The organism is Streptomyces mangrovisoli, assembly GCF_000974985.2.
GTDB classification, from domain to species: domain Bacteria; phylum Actinomycetota; class Actinomycetes; order Streptomycetales; family Streptomycetaceae; genus Streptomyces; species Streptomyces mangrovisoli.
The window spans coordinates 197,118-221,361 of sequence record NZ_LAVA02000003.1 but is presented as its reverse complement, the minus strand read 5'-3'; the positions used below and the strand labels follow the sequence as shown (position 1 = coordinate 221,361).

Genomic DNA, 24,244 nt, shown 5'->3' with positions numbered 1-24,244 from the left:
TGCGGACGCCTTCGGCGACGCTCTCCGGGTCGCCCACGGCCGGTGTGAGCGAAGCCAGTTCGGCGACCTGACCTCGACTCGCGGGCCGTTGGCCTTCCAAGGAAGAGGAACGGGGGGCGTTCATGCCGTCTCCCGGGGTCGGGCCTTGCGGATGGAGCTGTCCAGGGCGCTGCGGATCGTGGCGCGGCACTCGGCAGCGGTGAGCCCCCGCCCCTCTCCCGCCCCTTGGAAGGCCACTTCCACCACCTGCCGGGGGATGTCGCCCCACGCGACGAAGCGCCCCACCTTGAAGGCGCACCGGTTCAGCGTGGTGTTGCGCTGCCTGTCCGGCGCCGCCGAGACTGCGGCGCATTCGGCTTCGAGTGCGGACAGTGCCGCGCGGCTGCCGTCGACCGCAGGCAGCCTCAGCGCCCCCGTGGAACGCTCCGGGGAGGGTTCCAGAATCGTCAGCAGCCATCCGGGAAGTGGAGCCGCCACGGAGCCGCTCACGGCTTCGTACGCTCCGGCGTCGGTGGCGCTGCCCGCGGCGACGACGTAGCCGCCCCATGCGCGGGTGTCGACCAACTCACCGATGGTTCCAGCGGTGTTGGCCAATCGGACGCCGGCCGGGGCGGTGAAGTACAGGTGTGTCCCACCGCTCGCGGTCCGCACCCGGTAGGTGTCGGGGACGGCGTGCCCGGCGCGCTCGCAGAGCGCCTCAAAGGTCGCCGCGCCGCACGGCGCGTCCGAACTGCCCTTGGCCTTGGGCATGTCGAGGTCGACGACGACCAGCCTGGACGGGCCGGTGGCGATGCCGACGTTGAATGCGGCGACCGACCAGGCGGCGCGGATGCGCTCGGGGTCCGTGGTGGCGCGCTGCTCCCACTTCACGTGTCCGCCGGCGCACTGGCCGGTACGGGGGCAGTTGGCTTCGCCATGCAGGGCCGGCCGCTTGGTGCCGGGGCGGAGGGGGAAGACGTGCCAGCCGTGCGCGGCTGCTTCCAGGGCCGCGGACAGAGGGTCTCGCGGGATGGTGCTGGCATGGGTCATGCTGGGGGTTCTCCTGATCTCTTGGAGGGACGGGAGGACCGGGGCGGGCGCAGGCTTTGGAGAGACGGCGCCCGCCTCGGGCGTAGTTACTGGTTCTTGGCCCATTGGGCGTATTCCTGGCGGACGTAGCCGCGCGGGTTGGCGGTCGCGTCCGGGTCGTCCGGCCGGTAAGGCGCGCCGTGGCAGCCGCCTTCACTGCCGAAGTCGTGCGCGATGAGCTGACGGGCCGCCTCGGTGGCCACCTCCCCCGCGTCGCCGGTGATGCCCTCGGCTTCGTCGCCCACCGCGATGCGGTCCAGCGCAGCGGCCTTGCGGAGCCAGTACTCACGCATCAAGACCTCACCGAACGGCTTGCAAGCGGCCGTTTTGGCGATCCATCCGATCTCGCTCACGATGCTCGGGGCGAGCGCGTACACCTCGCCCGGCTCGGGCCACGGCTCCGGCTGCGGTCGGTGGTCGGCGGTGACGTACAGCCGGGTGCGCTTGCTGTCGCGGGTCGGGTAGGTGCGTACGGCTCCGGCCACGAACGCGTTGCTGAGTGCCGAGGTAACGCGGTCCGTGTCGACCGTGTCGCAGATGATGCGGATCTCGAACATGGCTTCCTTTCGTCAGGCTGCGTCGAGGAAGGGCTGTTGCCAGGGCGGGAGGCTGGCCAGCACGCGGGTACGCCAGCGCAGGGCGTAGTCGAGGCAGTTGGCGCAGGTCTTGTGCGGGTGGCCGGGCAGGGGCGGGCGGCGGCGGGCGTGGTAGCTCCATGCCGCGGAGTCGGCCGATGCGAGCAGGTGGCCGACGCGTTCCAGACCGAGAATCTTGAATCCGAAGCCGTGCAGGCGCAGCCCCCGCGCGGCCATCGCGGTCACGATCGCGGCGCCTTCGCGGGTGGACTGCAAGCGGCAGACCGAGCCGAGCCCGACCGTGGGTTCGCCGGTGAGGTCGACTCCGGCGCGCTCGTACAGTTCTGCGCACCACTCGTAGTCCGCGACCGTTCGTCCCTGAAGGACCGGGGCTATGCGCAGTTCCGGGGCGAGGGAGCGCAGTTCGAGGAAGTTGGCGACGGTACGGCGTTGATGCTCGGCCACGCTGAGGCGGGTGCCGGCGAAGACGTTCGGCCCGGCGGTGCCGCCGTGGATGATGAGGTCTTCGCACATCCAGTCTTGTGGGGCTGCCCAGTCGTAGGGGCCGACGCATTCCCAGATGCGGCGCAGATCTTCGATGTACTGGCGCGGGCTGCGCGTCCAGCGGCCGTGGCGCTGGAGCTCCGAGAAGCCGCCGGAGTCCACCGCGTACCTGCCCCGCGCGGGGTGCAGCTTGACCGCGGTGACGAAGTGCTCGGACTTCAGGAACAGCGGCACATCGGTCAGCCGGACCCAGTGGCGTTTGTGGGTGGTCAGGTAGAAGCGCACTCCACCCACCTCAGCCGTGGAAGTGGTTGCGCTTGATGACGGCTTTGCGGATGTTGACCGTGGTTGCGCCGCGCTGGCCGCTCGCGGCGAACGCCTGCACGGCGATCCAGCCGCCGAAGACGACGGCGGCGAGGATGACCAACTGGGTGATGAGCGCGGTGAGGGCGGTGATGAACGCGGTCAGCAGGAACAGCCCACCGCACACCGCGAGGAACCCAACGCCTCCGAGGGCGACATTCACGGCCGCGCGGGAGACGGGCGGCTTGGCGGCGAGGGGTTCGGGCTGCGCGGGAGCGATGGCGTAGCCGGTGACGACACGGCCGTCCGGCAGGACCACGCTCGCCACGGACGGGATGCCGCCGGGCTGCACAGCCGCGAGCGGCGCCGCCTGCACGGGCACGATCGGCGTGGGGTGGTGGACTTCCAGGGTGGCCGTGCCGTACGCGGCCGGGTAGCGGGTGGGCTCGTTCACGGTCGTGGTTTCCCTTCTCAGTTGCCGAGTTGGGCGATGGCGTCGGCGGACGCCTGCACGAGGTTGTGGATGGGCTCGTACGCGCCGGTCCCGGCGGCGAAGAAGCCGAACAGGAACAGGACCAGGGCGGCGCCGCCCCCGGCGGACTTGGTGCGGACGGCGAGGGCGGACGCGGCGCCGAACAGCAGCACGGCGGAGATGTTCAGAATCATCAGGTGGCCTTCCGGTCAGTGGGTGGGGGTGCCGGCGCGGTAGATGCGGGCCCACCGGTTGTAGAGCCAGCGGCCGATGCGGATGCGTTTGCCGGTGGCGCGGCAGCGGCGGCAGTCCTTGCCGCGCTTCTGGCGTCCCTTGCGGTCGGTCTTCACGGCGAAGCCCCAGCCGTGGCACTTGCGGCAGTTGCCGAACGGCGAGGCTGCACACAGCCCGCTGTAACCAAGAGTGACGACTATCAGGCAGGTGATAGCGAGCAGGGCGGGAGTCATGAGGGGCCCTCCGGGGCGGTTTTCAGGGGTTTCCGCAGGTGGGCCGCTATCCGCTAGCGGCCTGATCAGAACGGGTTCGGGCCGCTAGCGGGGCCGCTAACGTTAGCGGGGTGTGCCGCTAGCGCTAGCGGCCCCGGAGCGTCAGCCCGCGTCCTGGTTTCCGTCACGCTCCGCAATCGCCGTGGTGATGTGGGAGCGGTCGATGCCGCGCCGGTTGACGACCTTGCCGCCCGTCCGGCGGCCCACCTGGATCGTGGCGATGCCGTGCGGCTTCAGGGCTGCGGCGAGTCCTTCGGGGTCCCAGCCGTCGTAGACCTCGGGCCGCAGTTCGGCGAGGCGGGCGACGACGGTTTCGGACCACACCTTGGGCTCGTCGGCCGGGACGACGACGAGAACGTCGCGCAGCAGGTCATACGCGCTGGAGGTGTCCGGCTGCGGGTCCTCCCCGAGCGCGTGGCCGGAGAGCGTGCCGGCCAGTTCGCGGGCCTTGCGGGCACGGGCGCCGATGGCTTCTGCGGCCGGGGCGTCCACGTACACCGAGCCGACGATCCGGGCGTCCGAGCCCTCACCCACGAAGTAGTGAATGCCCTTGTCAGCCCAACTGAACATGGTGGCGCGTACACCCCGCTTGTAAGCGGACGTGCCGAGCACCATGTCGTTCTCCAGCTGGCCCATGACCTTCAGGCAGAACCGGGCCGAGGCGTTCGCGCTGATGCCGGTGGGCAGCGCCTTGGCGTCCGGGCGCTGCGTCGCCAGAAGGAGCACGATCCCGGTGGCCGGGCCGCGCTTGACCAGGTCGGTGCAGATCTCTTCGAGTTCCTTGCCGTACTTGTCGTGCTCGAACCAGACCTGGCACTCATCCACCCCGACCACGATCGGGTGCAGCCCGAATGACGGCTTGTTCGCCAGGTCCGAGGTCACCTTGGACTCGGGGCAGACGTCCCGGGGCAGGGAGCGGATCATCTTCGCGCGGCGCCGCAGTTCCTCGCGCAGGGCGCGCAGGTCCCGCACCGCGTACTCGATGTCCTCCTCTTCGTCGCCGGCCCGGTGCCGGTGGCTCACGGCGTTGCCGACCGGGTCGAGGTCGCCGGTGCCCTTGAGGTCGTAGGTGTGCAGCTCCGCGCGCGGGTCCAACGCGGCGATGAGCAGCAGCAGACGCAGAAGGAACGTCTTGCCCATGCGCGGGATCGCGCCGATGACGGCCGCGATGTACATGAGCGTGATCTCGACCCAGCGTCCGCGCTGGTCGGTGCCGAACGCGACCGGCTTGAACAGGTCCACACTGCCGGACTTCAGCAGCGGCCACACGGGCTTCTTGGCCGTGGACATGTCCTGATCCCCGACCCACAGGATCAGGTGTCCGGTGTGCTCGTTGGGCACGGCCTCCGGCCACACGCAGCCGAGCGGGCGGCGCAGGCCGGACGCGAGGCGTTCGCGCCGCTCGATGATGTCCGTGACCGTGACGCCGTAGGGGAGGTTGCCCTCCGCCCGCCACCCGGGTCCGTCGCGGGTGATCGGTGCGGTGAACTCGAACCCGTTACGGCCCTTGGCCTGCGCCTGGTTGATGGCGGGGATGCCCAGCGCCCCCAGCGCGCGCAGCACGATGTCACTGGTCAGCTTGACCGCGGCCGGCAGTTCCACCGCACGGTGGATGACGGGGGCGTCCGCGCGGCGGCCGGCGGAGCCGAGCGCCATCACGACCGCCCCCGCCGAGACGGCTTGCAGCCACTCCGGGGCGAGCACGTAGACGGCGAGCGCGGCACCCAGCCCCGTGAACAGGGCGAGCACCGCCACCAGGGTGCGCAGCCGGACGCGTCCGTCGCGCTGCCTCGACAGCTTCAGGTACTCCGCCGCGTCTTCGCGCCGCACCGCGGCGAGACGGACCGGCTCGCCCTCCGTGTCGGCCATCCACCGCATCGTGCCGCCGACGAACCGGGCGGCCCCGGTCGGCGCCTGGAGGGTGAGGCGGGCGGCGTAGACCGGGGCCCGCAGCGCGTGGTACCCGGTGGCGTGCGCGTAGTGCCGGGCCACCCACGCCGCAGCCGTGCGCAGTTCGGCGAGCGAGCGCAGCCACTCCGGAACGACCGCACGGCGGTGCGCACCGGCCAGCCGACCCAGGTAGCCCGGACCGGTGGCGGCCGGGGTCGGCTGGTCGACCATCACGCGCGCGGCCGGGTCGCCCGACTGTGAAGCCAACTCGGCAGCCGACCAGTCCGGGGCAGAGTCGGCCGACCGGTCGGCGCCCGGTCGGGCGCTCGGGTCGGCCGACTCGATGCGGGCGGATCGGGCCTTGCCGAGGTCGACCACCGCGCCCCCGGAGTCGGGCCGGTAGTCGGGGCTCATCTCGGCTTCGAGCCGGTGGAAAAGTTCGTTGTCGTCGTCGGGGTGCTTCACTGAAGCGTCCTTCTCTCAGAGGAGGATGGCGGGGCCCGGCCGCTGCTCTGGTCGGTTGAGACCGGGCCCCGCAGCACTGGTCAGGCGGCGCGCTGTTCCTCGGGATAGGCACAGGGGACGCACACCCCGAGCGAGGTCGGGATGCAGTAGCTGTAGGTGAGTCGGCACTGCGGGCAGGTGCGGCGGGCGAGCATCGCCAGCGCGAGCGCGCCCCACTTGCGCGACGTCATCAGCCGCACCGGCCTCGCAAGGTCGATGCGGTAGAGGTAGGCGACCTGCACCCCGGCTTTGAGGCCCCGGTGGGCGCGCATGACCTGCGCGGCGACCGGCTGACCGCCCGGCCGCAGTCCGGCGTCCCTGAGTTGACGGCGGGTGGCATAACCGTCCGGGGCAAACCGCCACGGGTACGTAGGGATGCCGAACCGGGCACCGGCCGGGTCGAAGCACTTGGCGTAGGAGGCCATCACGCCGCCACCCCCACGACCGGAACATCCAGGGTGGTACCGGGGCGTCCGGCGCGGCGGCCGGCCAGGGTCGCGAACAGCCAGCCGAGCCCGGCCCGGCGCATCCCGGCACGGCCTTGCTTGGCCGCGTACATCGCCTCATCCGCCCGCCGCAGCAGGCCGGACAGGTCATCGCCGGGGAAGTCTGCGGCGCGGACCCAGCCGAGCGAGACCGTGGTGTGCACGGCCGGGTCCTGGCGGTCGACCGGGCGGGCGAGCACCCGGTGCAGCACGGCCAGCAGGTCCGCGGCAGTGCCGTGATCGTCGATGAGGACGGCGGCGAACTCATCGCCCCCGAGCCGACCAGCGACCCCGGTACGGCCGGCGTGGTGCGCGAGGCGGTAAGCGGTCGCCTTCAGCAGCAGGTCGCCGGCCGCGTGCCCGTAGGTGTCGTTGATGTGCTTGAACTTGTCGACGTCGGCCAGCACCACGACCGCTCGCGGGTCCTTGAGCAGGACCGTGGCCCGGCGGGTGAACCCGTCGCGGGTGCATAAGCCGGTCAAGGGGTCACGCCGGGCCGTGTCCAGGGACCTGCCCAGCAAGCGCACGTGCACAGCCCAACCGGCGGCGAGGGGGAGCGCGGACAGCAGGATCGTGGCGAGCGTGCTCATGCGGCCACCCCCTCGCCGACCACGACCGCGGCCGCGTCGGACGGGTGCAGGCTGCGGCCGTCCGCCCGCTCGGCGAGCAGGGCGTCACGCACCTGCCGCGCGGGGCCCGAACCGCAGTGCAGCGCCTTGCGCAGCCCCTCCGCGTTGATCCCGGCGTCCGGCCAGTCAGCCGTAGCCGAGCGTGCCTCGCTCAGCAGATCCGCCACCGTGCGCGGCGCCGCAGCCTTGGCCCGGCTTTTCGCGGGGCGCTTCCGCGGCGCCTGCACGGCTGAAGCGGCGGCATCCGGCACGGGCTCGGGGGCGACGTCGGCCACCGCACCGGCCGGGTTCAGCTCACCCAGACGCAGAAGGACGCGTTCGCGGCGCGGCGTACTGCGCCGCCATGTGCGGCCGTACCGCTCGCGCAGATCCGCACGGGCCAGCAGCCGCTCACGCTCACGGGCCAGCGCGTCCGCGTAGGAAGTGACCTCCCACAGCGTCATGCGCCGCCACAGCGCGAACGTCGACACCGGGGCGAGCATCCAGCGGGAGAATCGGATCTTTTCCATCCGCCGGCCGGTCGCGGCGCCGATCCGCACGGCGTAGACGTGCGCGCCGATCTCGGAGAACACCACCCACAGCAGCGGCATCGTGCCGTGCGCGACCTTGGCCGCCGCAGAGTGTCCGGCCGCGATGTTCAGCCCGCAGGTGACCAGCGTCAGCGCCCACGGCACGAACCGCACCCACGCCAACGCCATGTCCATCCGGATCAGCAGCAGGTTGGCCACGGTGAACACCGGAATGGCCGTGTCGACCCCGACCGGCAGCATCCACGGAGCGTGGAAACCCCAGCGCAGCGCGGCAGCCGAGACCGCGTCGAAGGAAGAGATCAGACCGAGCGCACCGACGCCGGCCGCAGCCAACGCGCCGAGGCCGGCGAGTCCCAATTCCGGTCGGGTCAACGGCGGCACCGCCGAAGACTCGATGGTCTGCGTCGTCGTCATGCCGCCGCCCCCTTGCGCGCCGCGCGCCGGCGGTTGGGGCGGGGCAGCGGGACGACGACGAACAGGTCCGGGTTCTCCTCGATGACCTCCGCAGCCAAGCGGATCAGGTCATCGGGAAGACCCGGGTTGTCGGCGAGGATGTCGCGCCCCGCGTCCAGGCGGGCCGCGCGTTCCTCGTCGCTCTCGCTCTCGACCCCGAGCCACAGCTCAACCGGTGTGCCAAGGGCCAGTTCGATGAAATCGCTTGCAGATAAGGCCTGATGACGGCCGATGTACGTGCGCATTGCAGGGCTCCTGACGCAGGAGGGACGGGGAGCACCGAGGCGGGCGCAGGCTTTGGAGAGACGGCACCCACGCTGCGGCGGAAGGGGAAGTCACCCGCGGTACCCGCAGGCACCGGACTCCGGCTCCTCTCAACCCCTCCCGTACGGGATCGCTCCGCAGAGCTCCCGGACGGGAGGGGCGAGCAACCGGCGCGGCGCTAGCCGCCGCGATTCGGTAGAAGGCGACCGGTCATCCGCAGCACCGCAAGGGGGCGGACCGGGGGTGAAACGGCGCCGCCGTGCCGGTCGATCACGGCCGCGCCCATCGCTTTCGTCGACTCACTGCCACTCCTTCAGACCGCTGAACAGGGGAAACACACTGCAAGGGGGACCTTGTCCCCACACTCCGGCCGTTGCTCGCGGTCACCGGGCCACCTCGCCAGTCGGGCCGTAGCCCTGTCCCCTGGCCTTCAGCGGGATTGCAGCGTCCCCGCCCCGTGCATTCGTGCAGGTCAAACGGCCCTTCCCGGAGAGCCGGGGCGCCCGTTCATTGGCTAGCTTGCACTAGTCTGCTGTGGTGCACAACCCTTGTGCGGTGATGCGCTCTAGTTCGCTGTAGTGGGTACGCTCAGAGCATGACTGTCACAGGAGGGCCGAAGCCGAAAGCGGCGCAGGTCGCGGACGCACTTCGTGAGGACATCAAGAAGATGAAGCCGGGGGACAAGCTTCCATCGCAGCGCGAGTTGATCGACCGGTTCGGCTTCGCGAGCCAGACGATCCAGAACGGTTTGGCCGCACTCAGGGCCGAAGGGCTCATTGTGTCGGCCGGGAACCTCGGTAACTTCGTCAGCGACGGGACTTCCCCTGGCAATGACGTGCGCGATGACATCAAGGAAATCCGCTCCCAGATTCAGGCGTTGGCTGAACGGGTCGCAGCGCTCGAAGAGCGTTCCGCCCCGGATGGTGCGTGATCTGCAACCAGCATGTGGGGAACGGGAGTTGAGGCGTAAGTGACAGGCAGGGGACGGAGAGTCGGAGGTGGGGACATGTCCAGTGACACCCCGGTGTCCCCTTCCCTGTCCCCGTGGCGCGCGGGTGAGACTCGGAGCAGGCACGCGGAGGAGGGCACATGACCGAGGACAGGCCCGCATGGGCGCGGCGCATGGCTGCCGAGCGCATGGCGCGCGACTGGTCGCAGCGCGACGCAGTCAGGGCACTGCGGGCGCACGCTCCCACGGAGCTGCCGGCAGAGGACAGCATGATTCGCCAGTGGAAGCGCTGGGAGTCAGGCCAAATGCCGAACGACTTCTACCAACCGATCATCGCGGCCCTGTTCGGCACCGTGACGCACGCGCTGTTCCCGGCGCCATCGCGGCGGGACGGAGACAGGGAGATCCTTGCGGCGTCCGGCATGGAGACGCTGGAGATCGTGAGCCGTCTCAACCGGTCCGACGTCGACAACGCCACTCTTGATGCTCTGCGGATCACGGCGGACCGGCTCGCCTCGGAGTACCCGTTCATGCCGAGCGAACAGCTTCTTATTGAGGGACGGCAGTGGCTGCGCCGTGTCGTCGACCTGCATAAGAAGAGCCTCACGCTCGCGCAGCACCGCGAGGTACTCGCACTGTCTGGTTGGCTCGCGCTGCTAGTCGGCTGTGTCGAGTACGACACGGGCGCACGACATGCGGCTGAGTCGACACGACAGGCGGCGCTCTCACTCGCCACCGAGGCTGACCATGCAGAGGTCGCCGGGTGGGCGCATGAAATGCGGGCGTGGTTCGCCCTCACGACCGGCGACTACCGCGGTGTCATCGCGGCGGCTCAGGTCGGCGCCGAAACAGCGCAGCATCACGGCGTGGCCGTGCAGCTCGCAGCCCAGGAAGCCAAGGCATGGGCTCGGATCGGGGACCGCCGGCAAGTCGAGGTGGCCTTGGACAAGGGGCGACGGTTGCTCGAAGAGATGCCGTACCCCGAGAACCTGGACAACCACTTCGTCGTGGACCCTGCGAAGTTCGACTTCTACGCGATGGACTGCTACCGCCTGGTCGGCGAAGACAAGCTTGCGCGCACGCTCGCCGAAGAGGTCTTGAGGGCGGGAACGGACTTCGACGGCACCGAACGCTCGCCCATGCGCAACGCGGAAGCGCGGGTCACCCTCGGAGTCACGGCAGCGCGGGAGGGCGACTTGGAACAGGCACTCCTCATGGGCGAGCGGGCCCTCGAAGGAGACCGGCAGTCGGTGCCGTCGCTCATCATGACCAGCCGCGAACTCGCTGCCGAGATGCGGCGCCGGTACAGCTCCGAACCGGCGGCACAGGACTACCTCGCGCGGCTTAGCTCGCTCGCCGAGCAGAAGCCAGGATTCCTGCCTAGGTAGGAATCCAGGCGGATACAGGGGCCCGCTGCGCCTTAAGAAATCCACACATCAAGAGCAGATGAGAATGCCCCGCTCGTAACCTTGCGCAAATTCGCGTGCCCGATAGCGGTCCCAATTGCAGTGTTACTGCAATTGGGAAGACTCTTGGAATTGTAGACTTCTACAACTTCCCCTAGCCGAGGATTATAGGCAGCCAACTCCGCCATAATCACGTCCCCGTTCACGGGCCTAGCGGTCAAGGCTCTACGTAGCACTTCCTCACGCTCAAGCAGTCCGTTATCTTCGAGTAGCTTATGAAGGCCCTCTTCGTCTACGGCAGCAACCTGGAGCCTCGTAGGGTCCCTGAGGCTACGCGTCACCGCAGGAGTCCCCTTTAGCATATTTATGACCGACTCCGGCCCATCCTCCGGAGCCCCACTCAGCTCATTGGGGGCAGAACTAATATCTACGCCCTCACAGAAGAGCCCAGGATAGGTTCGCTGCATGGTCTCGTGAATCGAAATCGAGCCCATCGAAATCGTGATACATCCAAGGGCCGCCAAATATTCAACATCGGACTGGGACAAACTCAAAATTTCATCCCGAATAGGTCCCAGATACTGAGAGGTTCGCTCGTACACCTGCTCAGGGCGCCCAACCCCGAGCATCCTAAGTTGCTTGAAAACAAACAGCGCACTCAACGCTGCAAAATGGGCACCTGTAAGCCTCTGCGCCGTTGACAGTGCGGCACTCAGCGCCAGGCTCGCAGTATTCCTCTCTTTTCGAGCCGTGCGGTCTACGAGGATATCGACCAGGATCTCCCCAAGATCGCGGTCACCACTCTTCGCGAACCCCGACTGCGCTTCAAGAATGTCGGACTGCACGCCCGGGTCTTCAATGTTCTCGATAGCCTTCGGCTCTCGATCGTGAAGCTCACTCAAATAATTTAACGTAAGTTCATCTGCTCTCTCTACGGCCACGCGATGCGCATTTTGGGACAGCTTGGCAAAATTATCATTGAATACATCCATGGCGATTTGTTTGGCGTCTACATAGCTGACACCATACTGCACTATTTGCGCCTGAATGTTCGTCGAACTGTCACCGCCACGCTGCTTTTGCCGCCAGATCAACGGTCACCACCAATTTTATTGCTGTCGCCCATGTTGATGTTTCCGCCGCTCTGTATATTCGTGGAATTGTCGCCACCGCGCTGTACTTGACGACGGGACGGCGACGCTCCTGATCCACCTCCGCCGGGCTGTATCAGTTGGTAAGCGGCAACGGCCAACGATCCGACCCCTGCTACAGCGCTGACGATGCTAGCGAGCTTGTCTGTCCGATCTAGGCCCAGGTAGAGACTGGCGGCCAACAGGACAGCACCAACAACCGCAGTGGTGCCGACAAGGACGAGGCGTTGTGTTCTGGTCACTCTCGCAAGTGTGAGGCACTGAAGCCTCGTACGCACCAATTTTCCCCAGTTCTTCGGCACTTGGACCCTCAGCAGCAGCATCTGCGTTCGGTTCCCCCCTCGGGCCCTCGGACCGACCCTCCTGGCCAAGCCGCTGGGGGGCCAAACAGGGGGCCAAACGAAGCGACAGCGCCAAGACTGTCCCGGACACCGATGGACAGTGCCGGAGCAGAACCATCAGGTCAGGGCCCCGGATCAAGGTCACAGGGGGGCTGATCGCGTTCGGGACGAAGAGGTCGTGGGTTCAAATCCCGCCACCCCGACAGCTGAAAAGCAGTAGCAGTACAGAGGGCCCTCACCGGATCGGTGAGGGCCCTCTGGCATTCCCTGTCGTGTCGAAGATCCACCGCGGGTGACCCTGGTCACTTCCGCAAAAGATGGCGGGAACGCCCCGGAACCGGGCCGTCGCTCTCCGCCATTCCGCGGGCGCGGGACCGCGGGCGTCCGCGGGTCGCGCGGGCGCCCCGAGCCCGGCCTCGCGGGGGCCGGTCCGGCGTCGGATCGGATATCGTTCTGAGGCTCTGACCTGCCGGTAACCGCGCCGCGGCGTTCGACCCGGGTGGTCGGCGCGGGCCCGTCGCCACGAGCGCCCGGGTCCCCGCGGGGCCCGGGGGCGGTAACGACTCGCTAAAGGACCGCGCCCCAGGGGCATCCGTTTCGGGTCGTTCCGGGCACTCTCCACCCCTCGCCACGGCCTCGCCACTGGAAGCAAAAGGCGACACACAGGTAAAGTCCGACCACCTATTCGATGAAGAACATCCCTACACATCGGCTTCCGGCCCGCAGCCACCTGATCACGCCGGCCCGCAAGTCCGCTCTTGAGGATGTCGAGTTGTCCGGAGCCCGCGAAGTGTCAGCATCGCCCTTGTCCGCTCGGTTGCGCGCCGCAGCGGCGCGCTTCGTCCTACCCACGGTGCTCGTCGTGGCGTTCGCCGTACAGGCGGTCAGCGCCCTCCTGTCCAGCGTCCACGTGCTCGTGGCCTCCGCCCTCGTCTGCCTGGCCGCGGACGCCGCCCTGCACCGCTGGCAGCGGGGCCTGGTCACGGCCTTCGGCAAGCTGCACGCCACCGTCACCGTGCGCCAGGTCGTCCGCGACCTGCTGCTCGTCCTCGGTCTGCTGCGGATAGACGTGGAGCCCGAGAGCAAGTACCTGTGGATCGTCTGCGGCCTGATGGTCTACTACGCCCTGCACTTCGCGTGCCAGGCGCTGGCGATCGTCGTCCGCCGCACCCGGACCCTGCCGGTCGTGACCAGGAACATCGACACCTCGGCGCTGCACCTGGACGCCGCTCCCCCGGAGCTGCTGATGCACCGCACCGGGCAGCGGCTGCTCACGTCCGGCCTGCCCGTCGCCGCGGGTCTGCTGGCCACCGCCGAGACCAGCCACCTGCGCTACGCCGCCGCCGGGCTCGCCCTGTCGGCCGCGTTCGAGGCGATCGGCGCCGCCATGCTGTTCGCGCGCCTGCTGCCCCGCCGCAAGCCGGTCACGGCCGACCAGGCCATCGAGTGGTTCGAGAAGTGGCTCGCCGAGTACCAGCCCACGGTCGGCATGTACTTCTCCGGCGGCACGAACTCCGCCTACCAGGCCAACATGTGGCTGGAGCCGCTCGCCCGCCTGGAGGGCCGCCCGATCATCGTGCTGCGTGAGCGCTTCATGGTGAAGCGGATCGCCTCCACCGACATCCCGATCGTGTGCCTGCCCAAGGTCGCCGACCTGATGCGCCTCGAGCAGTCCACGCTCACGATGCTGATCCACCCGTCGAACTCCGGCAAGACCTCGCAGGTGCTGCGCATCCCCACGATCAAGCACGCCTTCGTCAACCACGGCGAGAGCGACAAGCTCTCCAGCTGCAACCCCTACGCCAAGGCCTACGACGAGGTCTGGGTGGCCGGTCCCGCGGCGCGCGAGCGCTACGCCCTGGCCAACGTCGGCATCGACGACAGGGACGTCGTGGAGATCGGCCGTCCGCAGCTCGACGTCATCCAGCCGTACGCCGGCGCGCCCACCGGCGCGTACACCACCGTCCTGTACGCCCCCACCTGGGAGGGCTGGGACGGCAACCCGGGCAACACCTCGGTCATCCAGGCCGGCGAGAACATCGTCCGCGCCCTGCTCGCCGACCCGGCGGTCCGGCTGCTCTACAAGCCGCACCCGCTGACCGGCTCGGTCGAGCCGAAGGCCGGCGCCGCGAACCTGCGCATCATGGAGATGATCCGCGCCGCGAACGTCAAGCGCGCCGCCGACCAGTCCCTCGCCCGGCCCGCCGCGGCCGCCGCGGCGGAGCTGACCCGGCGCACCGCCGAACTCGACGCGCTGACCACGTCCACCTTCCGGGACAGCGCCGACGACATGGAGCGCATGCTGCTCCAGGGCGCCCCGGAGGCCGGCCGCGCCGCCGCCGTGACCGACGCGACCGCCGCCTGGGAGGCCGCGTTCTGGGCCTCGTTCCCGGTCTGGGAGCACCAGATCGTCACCGACGCGCGGCCGACGGTCTACGCCTGCTTCAACGCCGCCGACGTGCTGATCAGCGACGTCTCCAGCGTCATCTCGGACTACCTCGCGAGCGAGAAGCCGTACGCCGTCGCCAACACCAGCGGCCTGCCCGAGCAGGAGTTCCGGGAGACCTTCCCGACCGTCCGCGCGGGCGCGGTCCTCACGCCGGACGCGTCCGGGATCCCGGCCCTGCTGGAGTCCGTGCGCAACCCGGAGAAGGACCCGTACGCCGACGACCGCAGGGACCTCAAGCTGCACCTGCTCGGCCCGTCGGACCCGCCGTCGGCCGTCCGCTTCAACGACGCCTCCCGTGCGCTGAGCTCGCGGGCCGAGGCGCACCGGGAGGGCATGGCCGTACGGGCCGCCGTCGCGGTGATACCGAAACAGCGGGAGACGGAGAACACCCCGAACGGCGAGACCGTCGGCGGATAGTCCCCGGTTCCCCACGCGCACTGAGGCCCCCGGAGTCCTTTGACTCCGGGGGCCTCAGTGCGCGTGGTCCGTCACTGGTTCCAGCTCTCGTCGTACGGGTCCTTCGGCGTCGGCACCGGCTTCGCCTGCGTGACCTCGATGTACGGGATCAGGCCGTTGTTCACCGGGTCCCGAGTGGTCTTCGGTGTGTAGGTGCCGGTGACCTGGAGCCAGCTGTCCGGCTGGAGGACCGGGGGGATCTTGCCGGTCAGCGCGATCTTCACCGGCTGGGCGTCCGCAGCGCAGCAGTTCAGGGCCATGCGGACCAGGTAGGGCGCGCCCTTGCCGTCCAGGGCCACGAACCCGGTCACCTGGACACGGCGGTTCGTCAGGTGCCGGCCGTGGTCGTAGGCCGCCCGGCCCGCGTAGTCGACCAGGCTCATCGGCAGCGGATCGGTGGCGGGCAGGGCCGTGTAGCCGTACGGCTTCTGGAGGGCCGTTCCCGTGCGCACGGCGCTGTAGGAGCCGAGCGCCGGGGGCGCCACCAGGATCAGCGCGAACAGGGGGACCAGGAGGAACCAGGAGACGCGGGGTTCGGGGTGGACGTGGGGTGCGGTCGAGTGGGGCTCGGTCTCGTGGGGCTCGGTCTCGTGGGGCTCGGTCTCGTGGGGCTCGGTCTCGTGGGCGTGCGACTCGCCCTCCTGCTCGTGCGCTTCGCCCTCCCGCGCGTTCGCCTGCGCCTGCGCCGCCTTCGTCCTCCGCCCCCGCCGCCACTCGTACCACGCGGTCGCCAGCGCCGTGACGATCAGTACGACGCCGGCCAGGAGCAGCAGCGGGCGCAGGCCCGCCTTGACGTAGCGGAGGTAGAGGTCGGTCATGCCCGCGTGCAGCAGGGCCGCGCCGATGAGGAAGAGGACCGCCGTCTGGGCCTGTCGGTTCACAGCAGCACCGCCCCGGTCAGGACCGCGCCCACGATCGCCAGGACGAACGTCGTCGGCGCGAAGCGCAGCGCGAAGGCACGCCCGAAGGTGCCCGCCTGCATCGCGAACAGCTTGAGGTCGATCATCGGCCCCACCACCAGGAACGCCAGCTTCGCGGTCATCGAGAACTGGGTCAGCGACGCGGCCACGAACGCGTCCGCCTCCGAGCAGATCGACAGCAGCACCGCCAGTACGGCCAGCGCGAGGATCGCCACCAGCGGGTTGCTCGCGGCGGTCCGCAGCCAGCTCGCCGGGGCCACCGCCTTCAGGGTGGCCGCGGCCATCGCGCCGAGGACCAGGAAGCCGCCCGCGTGCATCACGTCGTGGCGCACCGAGCTCCAGAACGCCTCGATCCTCGTCCCGCCCTCGTGCGGCTCGTGCGCGGGCGGGCGCAGCCAGTCGGTACGGCCGAGGCGCTGCCACAGCCAGCCCATCACGCACGCGACGAGCAGGCTGGCCACGAACCGGCCGACGACCATCTCCGGGTTGTGCGGGAAGGCCACCGCCGTCGCCGTCAGCACGATGGGGTTGATGGCGGGGGCGGAGAGCAGGAACGCCAGGGCCGCCGCCGGGGTCACCCCGCGGCGGACCAGCGCGCCCGCCACCGGGACGGACGCGCACTCGCAGCCGGGGAGCATCGCGCCCGCCATCCCCGCGACCGGTACGGCCAGCGCGGGGCGGCTGGGCAGGGCGCGGGCGAAGAAGGCCGGCGGGACGAAGACGGCGAGCGCGGCGGAGAGCAGGACGCCGAACACCAGGAAGGGCAGGGCCTGCACCACGACCGCCACGAACACGGTCATCCAGCTCTGCATCACCGGGGCGGACAGCGCCTTGCGCACGGGGCCCTGCACGCAGATCACCAGGACCATCAACAAGGTGAGCGCGAGGGGGGAGTTGAGGTGCCAGCCGTCCTGGGAGGGCGGTTGCGGGGACTGCCCGGAGGAGTCCGGCGCGGGCGCCGTCCGGGGGGCCGACGCCGGGGCCTCGGAGACCGGTTCCAGGGCCTCGGGAGCCGGTTCCGGTGTCGTGTCCGGTGCCCGCGAGGCGGGTGCGGGCTTGGTGACGGCCACGGGTGAGGCACCTCCGGCAGAGCGTCGCAAACGGGTCCTGCTCCCCCTCACTACGGCTTTCCGGGCACACCTGTTCAACCGTTTGCTGGAACCACCCGTGTCGTTGGGGCAGTCTTTTCCCTCGTGGCGAGTGTTCCGTACCAGGGCGGTCAGAGTGGGCACGGCGACGGGTCCGCGCACATGGTGGTGTGCGGCGACGACGGACTCGCGCACCGGCTCGCGGCCGAGTTGCGGAGTGTCTACGGCGAGCAGGTGACCCTTGTCGTGCCGCCGGACGAGCGGGCCCGGCCGCCGGTGGTCGGGCGCGCGCGGGCCGCGTCCGCGGCGCTGCTCGACCGGGTCGTGAACGCCGCCGTGGGCCGCGGCACGGGCTCCGGGTCCGGCTCCGGCAACGGCACGGGCGGGAACGGCGGTGAGAACGGCCGGCCCGCCCGGGTCCTGGCCGCCGTCGAGGCGACCGAGGCCGTGCTCGCCGACGCGGGGGTGGAGCGGGCCGCCGCGCTGGCGCTCGTGTACGACGACGACGAGACCAACATCCGCGCCGCCCTCACCGCCCGCCGGCTCAACCCCCGGCTGCGGCTCGTCCTGCGGCTGTACAACCGCAGGTTGGGCCAGCACATCCAGGAACTACTGGACCAGGCGGCCGCGTTGGTGACGGGCGATCCCGATGCGGCCGACGGCGGCGGGGGTTCGGGCGGCTCGGGCGACGGCGGTGACGCCTCCACGATCGTGCTCTCGGACGCCGACACCGCGGCACCCGCGCTGGCCGCCACCGCCGTCGCCGGCACCAGCAAGGTCGTCCAGACGGACCGGCTGCTGCTGCGGGTGCGGGAGCGGCCGCCGCCGGCGCCGGGCGAGGTCGCCGAGCCGGGGCTGTGCACGCTCGCGCTGCTCTCCGCGACCAGCAGCGACCCGGCCGGCGCGGACGGTTCGGAGGGCAGCGGGGAGCACCGGCCGCGGCTGCTGCCGGACGCGGCGGCGGTCCGGGCCGCCACCGGGCGCGGGACCGTCGTACTGGAGCAGGTGTCGTACACGGGCGACGAGTCGTCGTCCGGCGGGCTCGGGGTCGCCGGGGTGGTGGCGCCGTTCGCGTCCCTGTTCTCGCGGCGGCTGCGGTGGTCGCTGGCGGGGCTCGTGGGGTGCGTGATCGCACTGGCCGTGGCGCTGTGGCTGGTGACCGGGATGCATCCGCTGAGCGCGTTCTATCTGACGCTGCTCGACCTGTTCGCCATCGACAACCCGGCGGTCGGGGCCTCGGTGGGGCGGCAGGTGCTCCAACTGCTCTCCGGGCTGGTCGGGTTGCTGCTGCTGCCGGTGCTGCTGGCCGCCGTCCTGGAGGGGCTCGGCACCTTCCGTACGGCGTCCGGACTGCGCAAGCCGCCGCGCGGGCTCGGCGGGCACGTGGTGCTGCTCGGCCTCGGGAAGATCGGCACGCGGGTGCTGAACCGGCTGCGCGAGCTGCACATCCCGGTGGTGTGCGTGGAGTCCGGGCCCGAGGCGCGCGGGCTCGCGGTGGCGCGGCGGCTGCGGGTGCCGGTGGTGCTGGGGGACGTCACGCAGGAGGGCGTGCTGGAGGCCGCCAAGATCCACCGGGCGCACGCGCTGCTCGCGGTGACCAGTTCCGACACGACGAACCTGGAGGCGGTGCTCTACGCCCGCTCGGTCCGGCCCGACCTGCGGGTCGTACTGCGGCTGTACGACGACGACTTCGCGACCGCCGTGTACCGCACCCTGCGGGCCGCGCATCCGCAGGCGCTCACCCGCAGCCGGAGCGTGTCGCATCTGGCCGCGCCCGCGTTCGCCGGGGCGATGCTGGGGCGGCAGATCCTGGGGGCGATCCCCGTGGAGCGGCGGGTGCTGCTGTTCGCCTCGATGGAGGTGGGCGGGCATCCGCAGCTGGAGAACAGGACGGTGGGCGGGGCGTTCCGGGCGGGTTCGTGGCGGGTGCTGGCGGTCGAGCGGGGCGCTGCCCGTGGGCACGGGTCGGGGCTGGTGGGTGACCTGGATGTCTCCGACCAGTACGTCCTGAGGCCGGAGGACCGGGTGGTTCTGGCCACCACCCGCCGGGGCCTCGCGGAGCTGCTGGGCCGTCGGGCGGCCTCCGGGGGTTCGACGCACTGACCGGGGAGGCCCCCGGGCCCCCGCGCCCCTGTCCGATCACACCCGCGGCCCGGTGGGGGCCGCTCGCGCAGTTCCCCGCGCCCCTTTCAGGGCGCGCCACTCGCAACCGTGCCCCGAAAGGGGCGCGGGGAACTGCGCGAAGGGGCCCCACCGGGCCGCAGGTGTGGTCGTACGGGGGACCGCTTACCCCACCGGCAGGTGCCTCGCTGCGAAGTCGAGTTCCAGGCGGACCTGCTTGATGCGTTCGTCCACGACCAGGGAGCCGTGGCCCGCGTCGTAGCGGTAGACCTCGTGCGTGGCGCCCCGCGCCTCCAGGCGCTTGACGTAGTTGTCGATCTGGCGGATCGGGCAGCGCGGGTCGTTGACGCCCGCCGAGATGTAGACCGGGGTCTTCACGTCGTCGACGTAGGTGAGGGGCGACGACGCCTCGAACCGGTCCGGGACCTCCTCCGGCGTGCCGCCGAGGAGGGTGCGGTCCATCGCCTTCAGGGCCTCCATCTCGTCGTGGTACGCCGTGACGTAGTCCGCGACCGGCACCGCCGCGATGCCGACGGTCCACGCCTGCGGCTCGACGCCGATGCCGAGCAGGGTGAGGTAGCCGCCCCAGGAGCCGCCGGTGAGGATCAGGCGGTCGGGGTCGGCGAGGCCCGACTCGATCGCCCAGGCGCGGACCGCGGCGATGTCCTCCAGCTCGATCAGGCCCACCCGGTGCTTGAGGGCGTCCGTCCAGGCGCGGCCGTAGCCCGTGGAGCCGCGGTAGTTGACCCGGATCACCGCGTAGCCGTGGTCGACCCAGGCGGCCGGGGCGGCGGCGAAGGCGTCGCTGTCGTGCCAGGTGGGGCCGCCGTGGATGTCGAAGACCGTGGGCAGCGGCCCGGTGGCGCCCCGCGGCTTCTGCACCAGGGCGTGGATCCGGCCGCCGGGGCCCTCCACCCAGACGTCCTCGACCGGCACCGAGCCGGGGGACTTCAGGCCCGGCGGGTCCAGCACCACACCGCCCGCGGTGGAGCGCACCCCGGACGGCTCGGCGGCCGAGGACCACATGTACTCCACCGACCCGTCGGGGCGGGCCGTGGCGCCCGAGACCGAACCGGGCGGCGTGGCGACCCGGGTCTTCTCACCGGTCGCGAAGTCGTAGCGCAGCAGCTCGCTGCGGGCCTCGAAGCTGTGCACGATCAGCAGCCCGGAGCCGTCCGGGTACCACTCGGCGCTCACGTCGCCGGGCAGCTCCAGGGCGAGGTCGGTCTCCTCCCCGGTCGTCACGTCCCACACCAGGGGCTCCCAGCGGCCGCGCCGCTGGTGACCGATGAGCAGCCGGCTGTCGCCCTCGACGGGGGCGAATCCCAGCACCTCCAGGCCCAGTTCCTCGGTGCCGCCCTTGGTGTCGTCCAGGTCGGCGACCGCGGTGCCGTCCAGCCGCACCACGCGCAGCGCGGAGTGCATGGCGTCCCCGTGCTCCGTGTGCTCGATGGCGATCAGCGAGCCGTCGTGGGACAGGTCGCCGACGCCCGCGGACTCGCGGTGGCGGTAGATCTGCACGGGCGCCTCGCCGGTCACGGCGACGTGGATCGTCGTACCGTCCTCGTCCGTGGAGCGGCCCACGACGGCCGTGACGCCGTCCCGGGAGAGGGCGAGGCCCGCCGGGTAGGAGGGATCGAGACCGGGGGTGGCCAGTTCGTCCTCGCCGCCCGTGAAGGGCTGGCGGCGCCAGACGCCGAACTCGTCGCCGTCCTTGTCGTCGAACCACCAGATCCAGCCACCGTCCGGTGAGAGCACGCCGTCCGTCGTGCCGTTCGGCCGGTTCGTCACCTGGCGCTGGGCGCCCGTCGCGCGATCCCAGGCGTACAACTCGTACGTCCCTGTCGCGTTCGACACGAACACGGAGTGGTCCGGCGCGTCCTCCGCCCAGTCGGGCAGCGACACGCGGGGCGCCCTGAAGCGCTTCTCCCAGTCCGGCATCTGCTCACTCCGCGCCCGCGCAGCGGAGCCGTTGCTCTCAGTCATGGCCCCATACTGCCTGGCCGCGCCCACAATGTGCGGGCCCGGACCCTCAGCCTGTGGATAACCTTTGCCGAGCGTGACGGTCATGGACACGACGAAAGCGGTTGCTGCTCGCGAGGCGTCCGACGCGCGACCCCACCCCGCACCCGGTTCCGCGGATGCCAGGTCGTACCGTTGTGGGCGTGTACCGGTTCCTGCTGACGCCCCGCTGGTGGGGGATCAACGTCTTCACCCTGCTGGCCATCCCCTTCTGCCTGTTCATGGGGTCATGGCAGCTGAGCCGGTTCCAGGACCGGGTGCAGGAGGACCGGACCCAGACCCGGCAGATCGCCACCAACGCGCACGAGTCCCCGAAGCCGCTCGACTCCCTGCTGCCCGTCGACAAGGGCACCTCGGGCAAGCGGACCACCGTGAGCGGCCACTACGGCAAGCAGCTCCTCGTGCCGGGCCGGCAGCTCGACGACAAGGACGGCTACTACGTCCTGACGCTGCTGCGCACCGACACGGGCAAGGCGCTCCCCGTCGTCCGCGGCTGGCTGCCGGGCACCGCCGACGCCTCGAAGGCGCCCGCCGCCCCGGCCGGGGAGGTCACCGTCACCGGCGTGCTCCAGGCGTCCGAGACGCCCGGGGACAACGGCGTGAGCGCCCAGGGCGGGCTGCCCGCCGGGCAGACGGCCGCGATCAGTTCGGCGTCGCTGGTCAACCTGGTGCCGTACCGGCTGTACGACGCCTGGATCACGCTGGACCAGGCCGACGCCGGGATGCGGACGGTGCCCGCCACCGCGCCGGCGGACAGCGGCCTGGACCTCAGGGCGTTCCAGAACCTCGGCTACACCGGCGAGTGGTTCGTCTTCGCCGGGTTCGTGGTGTTCATGTGGTTCCGGCTGCTGCGGCGCGAGGTGGAGACCGCGCGGGACGCGGCGCTCGGCATCGAGCCGGCCGAGCAGCCGGTCGTCACGGTCTCCTGACCCCACCGGCTCCGGTACCCCTCGGCTCCGGTACCCCTCGGTTCCGGAGCCTCCTCGGGTCTGGCGTCCGTCGCTACGAGGCCGCCAGCACGCCCGTCCGGTACACCGTCCCCTCGCACGCGCCGGAGACGGTCGCCGAGACGGTCGGCGAGCCCTCCTCCGTCGTGTGGGAGACGACGACCGAGCCGTCCGTGGTGCCGTCCTCCCGGACGAGCTGGGTGCTCGTGCCGCCGGTGCTGCTGGTGACGCCCGCGTCCTGCGTGGGCGTCGGGTCGGCCGACGCCCCGCCGGTGTCCGAGCCGCCGGTGCCGCCGCCGGTCGTGGTGCCGGTGCTCGGGCAGGCCGCCGAGGGCACCCAGGCGAACTTCACCTCGTAGGCCGCGCCGGGCAGCAGGACCAGCTGCGGGACCTCGGTGGACGGGTCCGGCAGGCCGGTCGCCGCGTCGCCCGCGACATGCTGGACGACCGTGATCTTCGTGGCGTCGGCGCCGCCCTGCGCGAGGGTCGTGACGCTGCCCTGGCCGCCGACGGTGCAGCTGGCGGTGGAGACGTTGGTGACGTGGAAACTGCCGTAGACGATGCCCGCGGAGTCGGGCGAGGCGACCGTGCCGGTGGCGCTGCCGAGCTGGGTGGCCGTACAGACCGGGGCCGTGGCGCCGGTACTGGCCGAGGGGTCGGCCGCGCCGGTCGAGCCGCTGCCGCCGGCCGAGCCGCTGCCCTTGTCGCCGCTCTTCTGGCCGGTCCCGCCGGCACCGGCCGAGACACCGCCGGCCGAGCCGCCGGAGGTGCCCTCGCCGCCGCTGGGGCTCTTGCCCTGCGTCGTGCCCTGCGCCTCGGAGCTGTTGGCCGCGATCGACGGGTCCGCGTTGCCCGCGGCGTTGGAGACATGCACGAGGGCCGGGACGGCGGTGCACAGGAACAGCGCGGCCGCGGCCATGCCGACGGCCGCCTGCCGCTTGCGCGCCCGCCGGAGCGGGACCGCGCCGCGCAGGTGCTCCAGGGTGCCGTCGCGCGGCTCGATGTCCTCGACCGCGTGCTGCAGCAACCGGCGCAGCGCCAGCTCGTCCGCGTCGAGGCCCTCGGGGCCGGGGGCGTCGGTGCCGTGGTTCACAGTTCCGTTCCCACCATGCGATCGCGTCTGCTCTTGCTCGTCGTCCTGCATCGGCTCGTGCCACTCGTACGGCTCGTGCCGCTCATGGGAGTCACGCCCCTCGGGATGCTCGTTCACGCCGGCGCCTCCATCGCGACGCGCAGCGCCGCGATGCCGCGGGAGCCGTACGCCTTCACCGAACCCAACGACACGCCGAGCGTCTCCGCCACCTGAGCCTCCGTCATGTCGGCGAAGTATCTCAGGACCAGCACCTCGCGCTGACGGCGCTGGAGTCCCTTCATCGCCTTGATGAGCGAGTCGCGCTCCAGCTGGTCGTAGGCGCCCTCCTCGGCGCTCGCCATGTCCGGCATCGGCTTCGACAGCAGCTTCAGGCCGAGGATGCGCCGGCGCAGCGCCGAACGGGAGAGGTTGACGACCGTCTGACGCAGATACGCCAGGGTCTTCTCCGGGTCGCGCACCCGTTTTCGCGCCGAGTGGACGCGGATGAAGGCCTCCTGGACGACGTCCTCGCAGGAGGCGGTGTCGTCGAGCAGGAGGGCGGCGAGGCCCAGCAGGGAGCGGTAGTGCGCCCGGTAGGTCTCGGTCAGATGGTCGACGGTCGTGCCGGCGACGGAGTCGTCGGCGCCGTCACGCTGGCTGGGGATGCGGGTGGGCCGCGCGGCGGGCATGGGGGCGATCACCGGCATGCCGCCGGGCGCCCCCGGCGTACGGGGTCGCAGCGTCGCGCGGGGTGGCCGCAGCGCGCTGGCGCGTGCGGCGACCGGGAAGTCGAGTACCTCAGCCACGCCAGTTGGACACGCGTCCCCCCGCGGAGGTTGTACGTGCGCCGCGTCACGTTTTCGCCGGACGAACCTGACGGTCCGTCCGGCGATCCGTCCGGCGGCGCTGTCCACGGTCTCCGCGCGTCAGGCGGCACAACGGACGGTGCCTCAAATGCCCTCATGCGTCCCGCTCATCCCCTATGTCGTGAATCAACCGGGACGTCCCCACGCCCCGCCCAGCATCCCCACAGCCCATACAGGGCTATCGCAAAGACGCTCCCCGCACTCCGCGCGGTTGCGGAGGGCAGGGAGGAAAATCATCGAACGCCGTTGCTGCTGGATCAAGTGGTCCAGGCC

At 70.8% G+C, this 24,244-nt stretch carries 22 protein-coding genes; 5 read left to right on the top strand and 17 right to left on the bottom strand.

Features of this window, described 5'->3' with window-relative positions:
- Window positions 1-120: 120 nt before the first annotated feature.
- The 11 genes from WN71_RS02025 to WN71_RS01975 form a co-directional block, all read right to left on the bottom strand.
- Complete coding sequence (locus WN71_RS02025; protein WP_046581495.1) at window positions 121-1,029, bottom strand: bifunctional DNA primase/polymerase; 909 nt, start codon at window positions 1,027-1,029, stop codon at window positions 121-123.
- Window positions 1,030-1,115: 86 nt separating this feature from the next.
- Window positions 1,116-1,625 carry a hypothetical protein gene (locus tag WN71_RS02020; RefSeq protein WP_046581494.1) on the bottom strand — a complete coding sequence of 170 codons (510 nt, stop codon included), beginning with the start codon at window positions 1,623-1,625 and terminating at the stop codon, window positions 1,116-1,118.
- A 12-nt stretch (window positions 1,626-1,637) separates the two neighbouring features.
- A complete protein-coding gene (locus tag WN71_RS02015) occupies window positions 1,638-2,432 on the bottom strand; it encodes a deazapurine DNA modification protein DpdA family protein (RefSeq protein ID WP_046581492.1) in 795 nt (264 codons plus the stop codon).
- Window positions 2,433-2,442: 10 nt separating this feature from the next.
- Window positions 2,443-2,904 carry a hypothetical protein gene (locus tag WN71_RS02010; RefSeq protein WP_046581491.1) on the bottom strand — a complete coding sequence of 154 codons (462 nt, stop codon included), beginning with the start codon at window positions 2,902-2,904 and terminating at the stop codon, window positions 2,443-2,445.
- A 17-nt stretch (window positions 2,905-2,921) separates the two neighbouring features.
- Window positions 2,922-3,116: a hypothetical protein gene (locus tag WN71_RS02005; protein ID WP_046581490.1), complete on the bottom strand. Its 195-nt coding sequence runs from the start codon at window positions 3,114-3,116 to the stop codon at window positions 2,922-2,924.
- A gap of 15 nt (window positions 3,117-3,131) precedes the next feature.
- The gene (locus tag WN71_RS02000) at window positions 3,132-3,389 is read right to left on the bottom strand and encodes a hypothetical protein (RefSeq protein WP_046581488.1); all 258 of its coding nucleotides are present in this window, start codon (window positions 3,387-3,389) and stop codon (window positions 3,132-3,134) included.
- 141 nt (window positions 3,390-3,530) lie between these two features.
- The gene (locus tag WN71_RS01995; protein WP_206299995.1) at window positions 3,531-5,783 is read right to left on the bottom strand and encodes a cell division protein FtsK; all 2,253 of its coding nucleotides are present in this window, start codon (window positions 5,781-5,783) and stop codon (window positions 3,531-3,533) included.
- An 80-nt stretch (window positions 5,784-5,863) separates the two neighbouring features.
- Window positions 5,864-6,247 (bottom strand): RRQRL motif-containing zinc-binding protein, encoded by a 384-nt coding sequence (locus WN71_RS01990; RefSeq protein WP_046581625.1) that lies wholly within the window; start codon window positions 6,245-6,247, stop codon window positions 5,864-5,866.
- On the bottom strand, window positions 6,247-6,897 hold the full coding sequence (locus WN71_RS01985) for a GGDEF domain-containing protein (RefSeq protein ID WP_046581487.1): 651 nt from the start codon (window positions 6,895-6,897) through the stop codon (window positions 6,247-6,249). The genes WN71_RS01990 and WN71_RS01985 overlap by 1 nt, the downstream gene beginning before the upstream one ends.
- Window positions 6,894-7,880, bottom strand: coding sequence for a DUF2637 domain-containing protein (locus WN71_RS01980; protein WP_046581485.1), 987 nt, complete (start codon window positions 7,878-7,880; stop codon window positions 6,894-6,896). Before WN71_RS01980 ends, WN71_RS01985 begins: the two co-directional genes overlap by 4 nt.
- The gene (locus WN71_RS01975) at window positions 7,877-8,164 is read right to left on the bottom strand and encodes a hypothetical protein (RefSeq protein ID WP_046581484.1); all 288 of its coding nucleotides are present in this window, start codon (window positions 8,162-8,164) and stop codon (window positions 7,877-7,879) included. Before WN71_RS01975 ends, WN71_RS01980 begins: the two co-directional genes overlap by 4 nt.
- Before the next feature lie 614 nt (window positions 8,165-8,778).
- Here WN71_RS01975 and WN71_RS01970 point away from each other — a divergent pair.
- Together WN71_RS01970 and WN71_RS01965 are read left to right on the top strand one after the other, a co-directional pair.
- On the top strand, window positions 8,779-9,114 hold the full coding sequence (locus WN71_RS01970) for a winged helix-turn-helix domain-containing protein (RefSeq protein WP_046581481.1): 336 nt from the start codon (window positions 8,779-8,781) through the stop codon (window positions 9,112-9,114).
- A 158-nt stretch (window positions 9,115-9,272) separates the two neighbouring features.
- Window positions 9,273-10,520: an NsdA family TPR-like regulatory protein gene (locus WN71_RS01965; RefSeq protein ID WP_079177584.1), complete on the top strand. Its 1,248-nt coding sequence runs from the start codon at window positions 9,273-9,275 to the stop codon at window positions 10,518-10,520.
- A gap of 32 nt (window positions 10,521-10,552) precedes the next feature.
- On the opposite strand, the gene WN71_RS41375 is transcribed toward WN71_RS01965, so the two are convergent.
- Entirely contained in the window at window positions 10,553-11,632 is a 1,080-nt protein-coding gene (locus WN71_RS41375; protein ID WP_143074788.1) for an LPO_1073/Vpar_1526 family protein, read from the bottom strand.
- 1,260 nt (window positions 11,633-12,892) lie between these two features.
- On the opposite strand from WN71_RS41375, the gene WN71_RS01960 reads away from it, so the two are divergent.
- Window positions 12,893-14,896, top strand: a complete 2,004-nt coding sequence (locus WN71_RS01960; protein ID WP_107469534.1) for a hypothetical protein — start codon at window positions 12,893-12,895, stop codon at window positions 14,894-14,896.
- A gap of 71 nt (window positions 14,897-14,967) precedes the next feature.
- Here the strand turns inward: WN71_RS01960 and WN71_RS01955 are convergent, their stop codons facing one another.
- On the bottom strand, window positions 14,968-15,816 hold the full coding sequence (locus WN71_RS01955) for a TIGR03943 family putative permease subunit (RefSeq protein ID WP_046581476.1): 849 nt from the start codon (window positions 15,814-15,816) through the stop codon (window positions 14,968-14,970).
- Window positions 15,813-16,925 carry a permease gene (locus WN71_RS01950; RefSeq protein ID WP_079177582.1) on the bottom strand — a complete coding sequence of 371 codons (1,113 nt, stop codon included), beginning with the start codon at window positions 16,923-16,925 and terminating at the stop codon, window positions 15,813-15,815. Before WN71_RS01950 ends, WN71_RS01955 begins: the two co-directional genes overlap by 4 nt.
- Window positions 16,926-17,105: 180 nt before the next feature.
- On the opposite strand from WN71_RS01950, the gene WN71_RS01945 reads away from it, so the two are divergent.
- On the top strand, window positions 17,106-19,046 hold the full coding sequence (locus WN71_RS01945; protein WP_046581474.1) for an NAD-binding protein: 1,941 nt from the start codon (window positions 17,106-17,108) through the stop codon (window positions 19,044-19,046).
- Window positions 19,047-19,229: 183 nt separating this feature from the next.
- Here the strand turns inward: WN71_RS01945 and WN71_RS01940 are convergent, their stop codons facing one another.
- Window positions 19,230-21,050, bottom strand: a complete 1,821-nt coding sequence (locus WN71_RS01940) for a S9 family peptidase (protein ID WP_046581473.1) — start codon at window positions 21,048-21,050, stop codon at window positions 19,230-19,232.
- Between the two features lie 179 nt (window positions 21,051-21,229).
- Here WN71_RS01940 and WN71_RS01935 point away from each other — a divergent pair, with 179 nt between their 5' ends.
- Window positions 21,230-22,015, top strand: coding sequence for an SURF1 family protein (locus WN71_RS01935; protein WP_206299994.1), 786 nt, complete (start codon window positions 21,230-21,232; stop codon window positions 22,013-22,015).
- A 73-nt stretch (window positions 22,016-22,088) separates the two neighbouring features.
- On the opposite strand, the gene WN71_RS01930 is transcribed toward WN71_RS01935, so the two are convergent.
- A complete protein-coding gene (locus WN71_RS01930) occupies window positions 22,089-23,243 on the bottom strand; it encodes a hypothetical protein (RefSeq protein WP_079177581.1) in 1,155 nt (384 codons plus the stop codon).
- A complete protein-coding gene (locus tag WN71_RS01925) occupies window positions 23,240-23,911 on the bottom strand; it encodes a SigE family RNA polymerase sigma factor (RefSeq protein WP_079177580.1) in 672 nt (223 codons plus the stop codon). Before WN71_RS01925 ends, WN71_RS01930 begins: the two co-directional genes overlap by 4 nt.
- Window positions 23,912-24,244 lie beyond the last annotated feature (333 nt).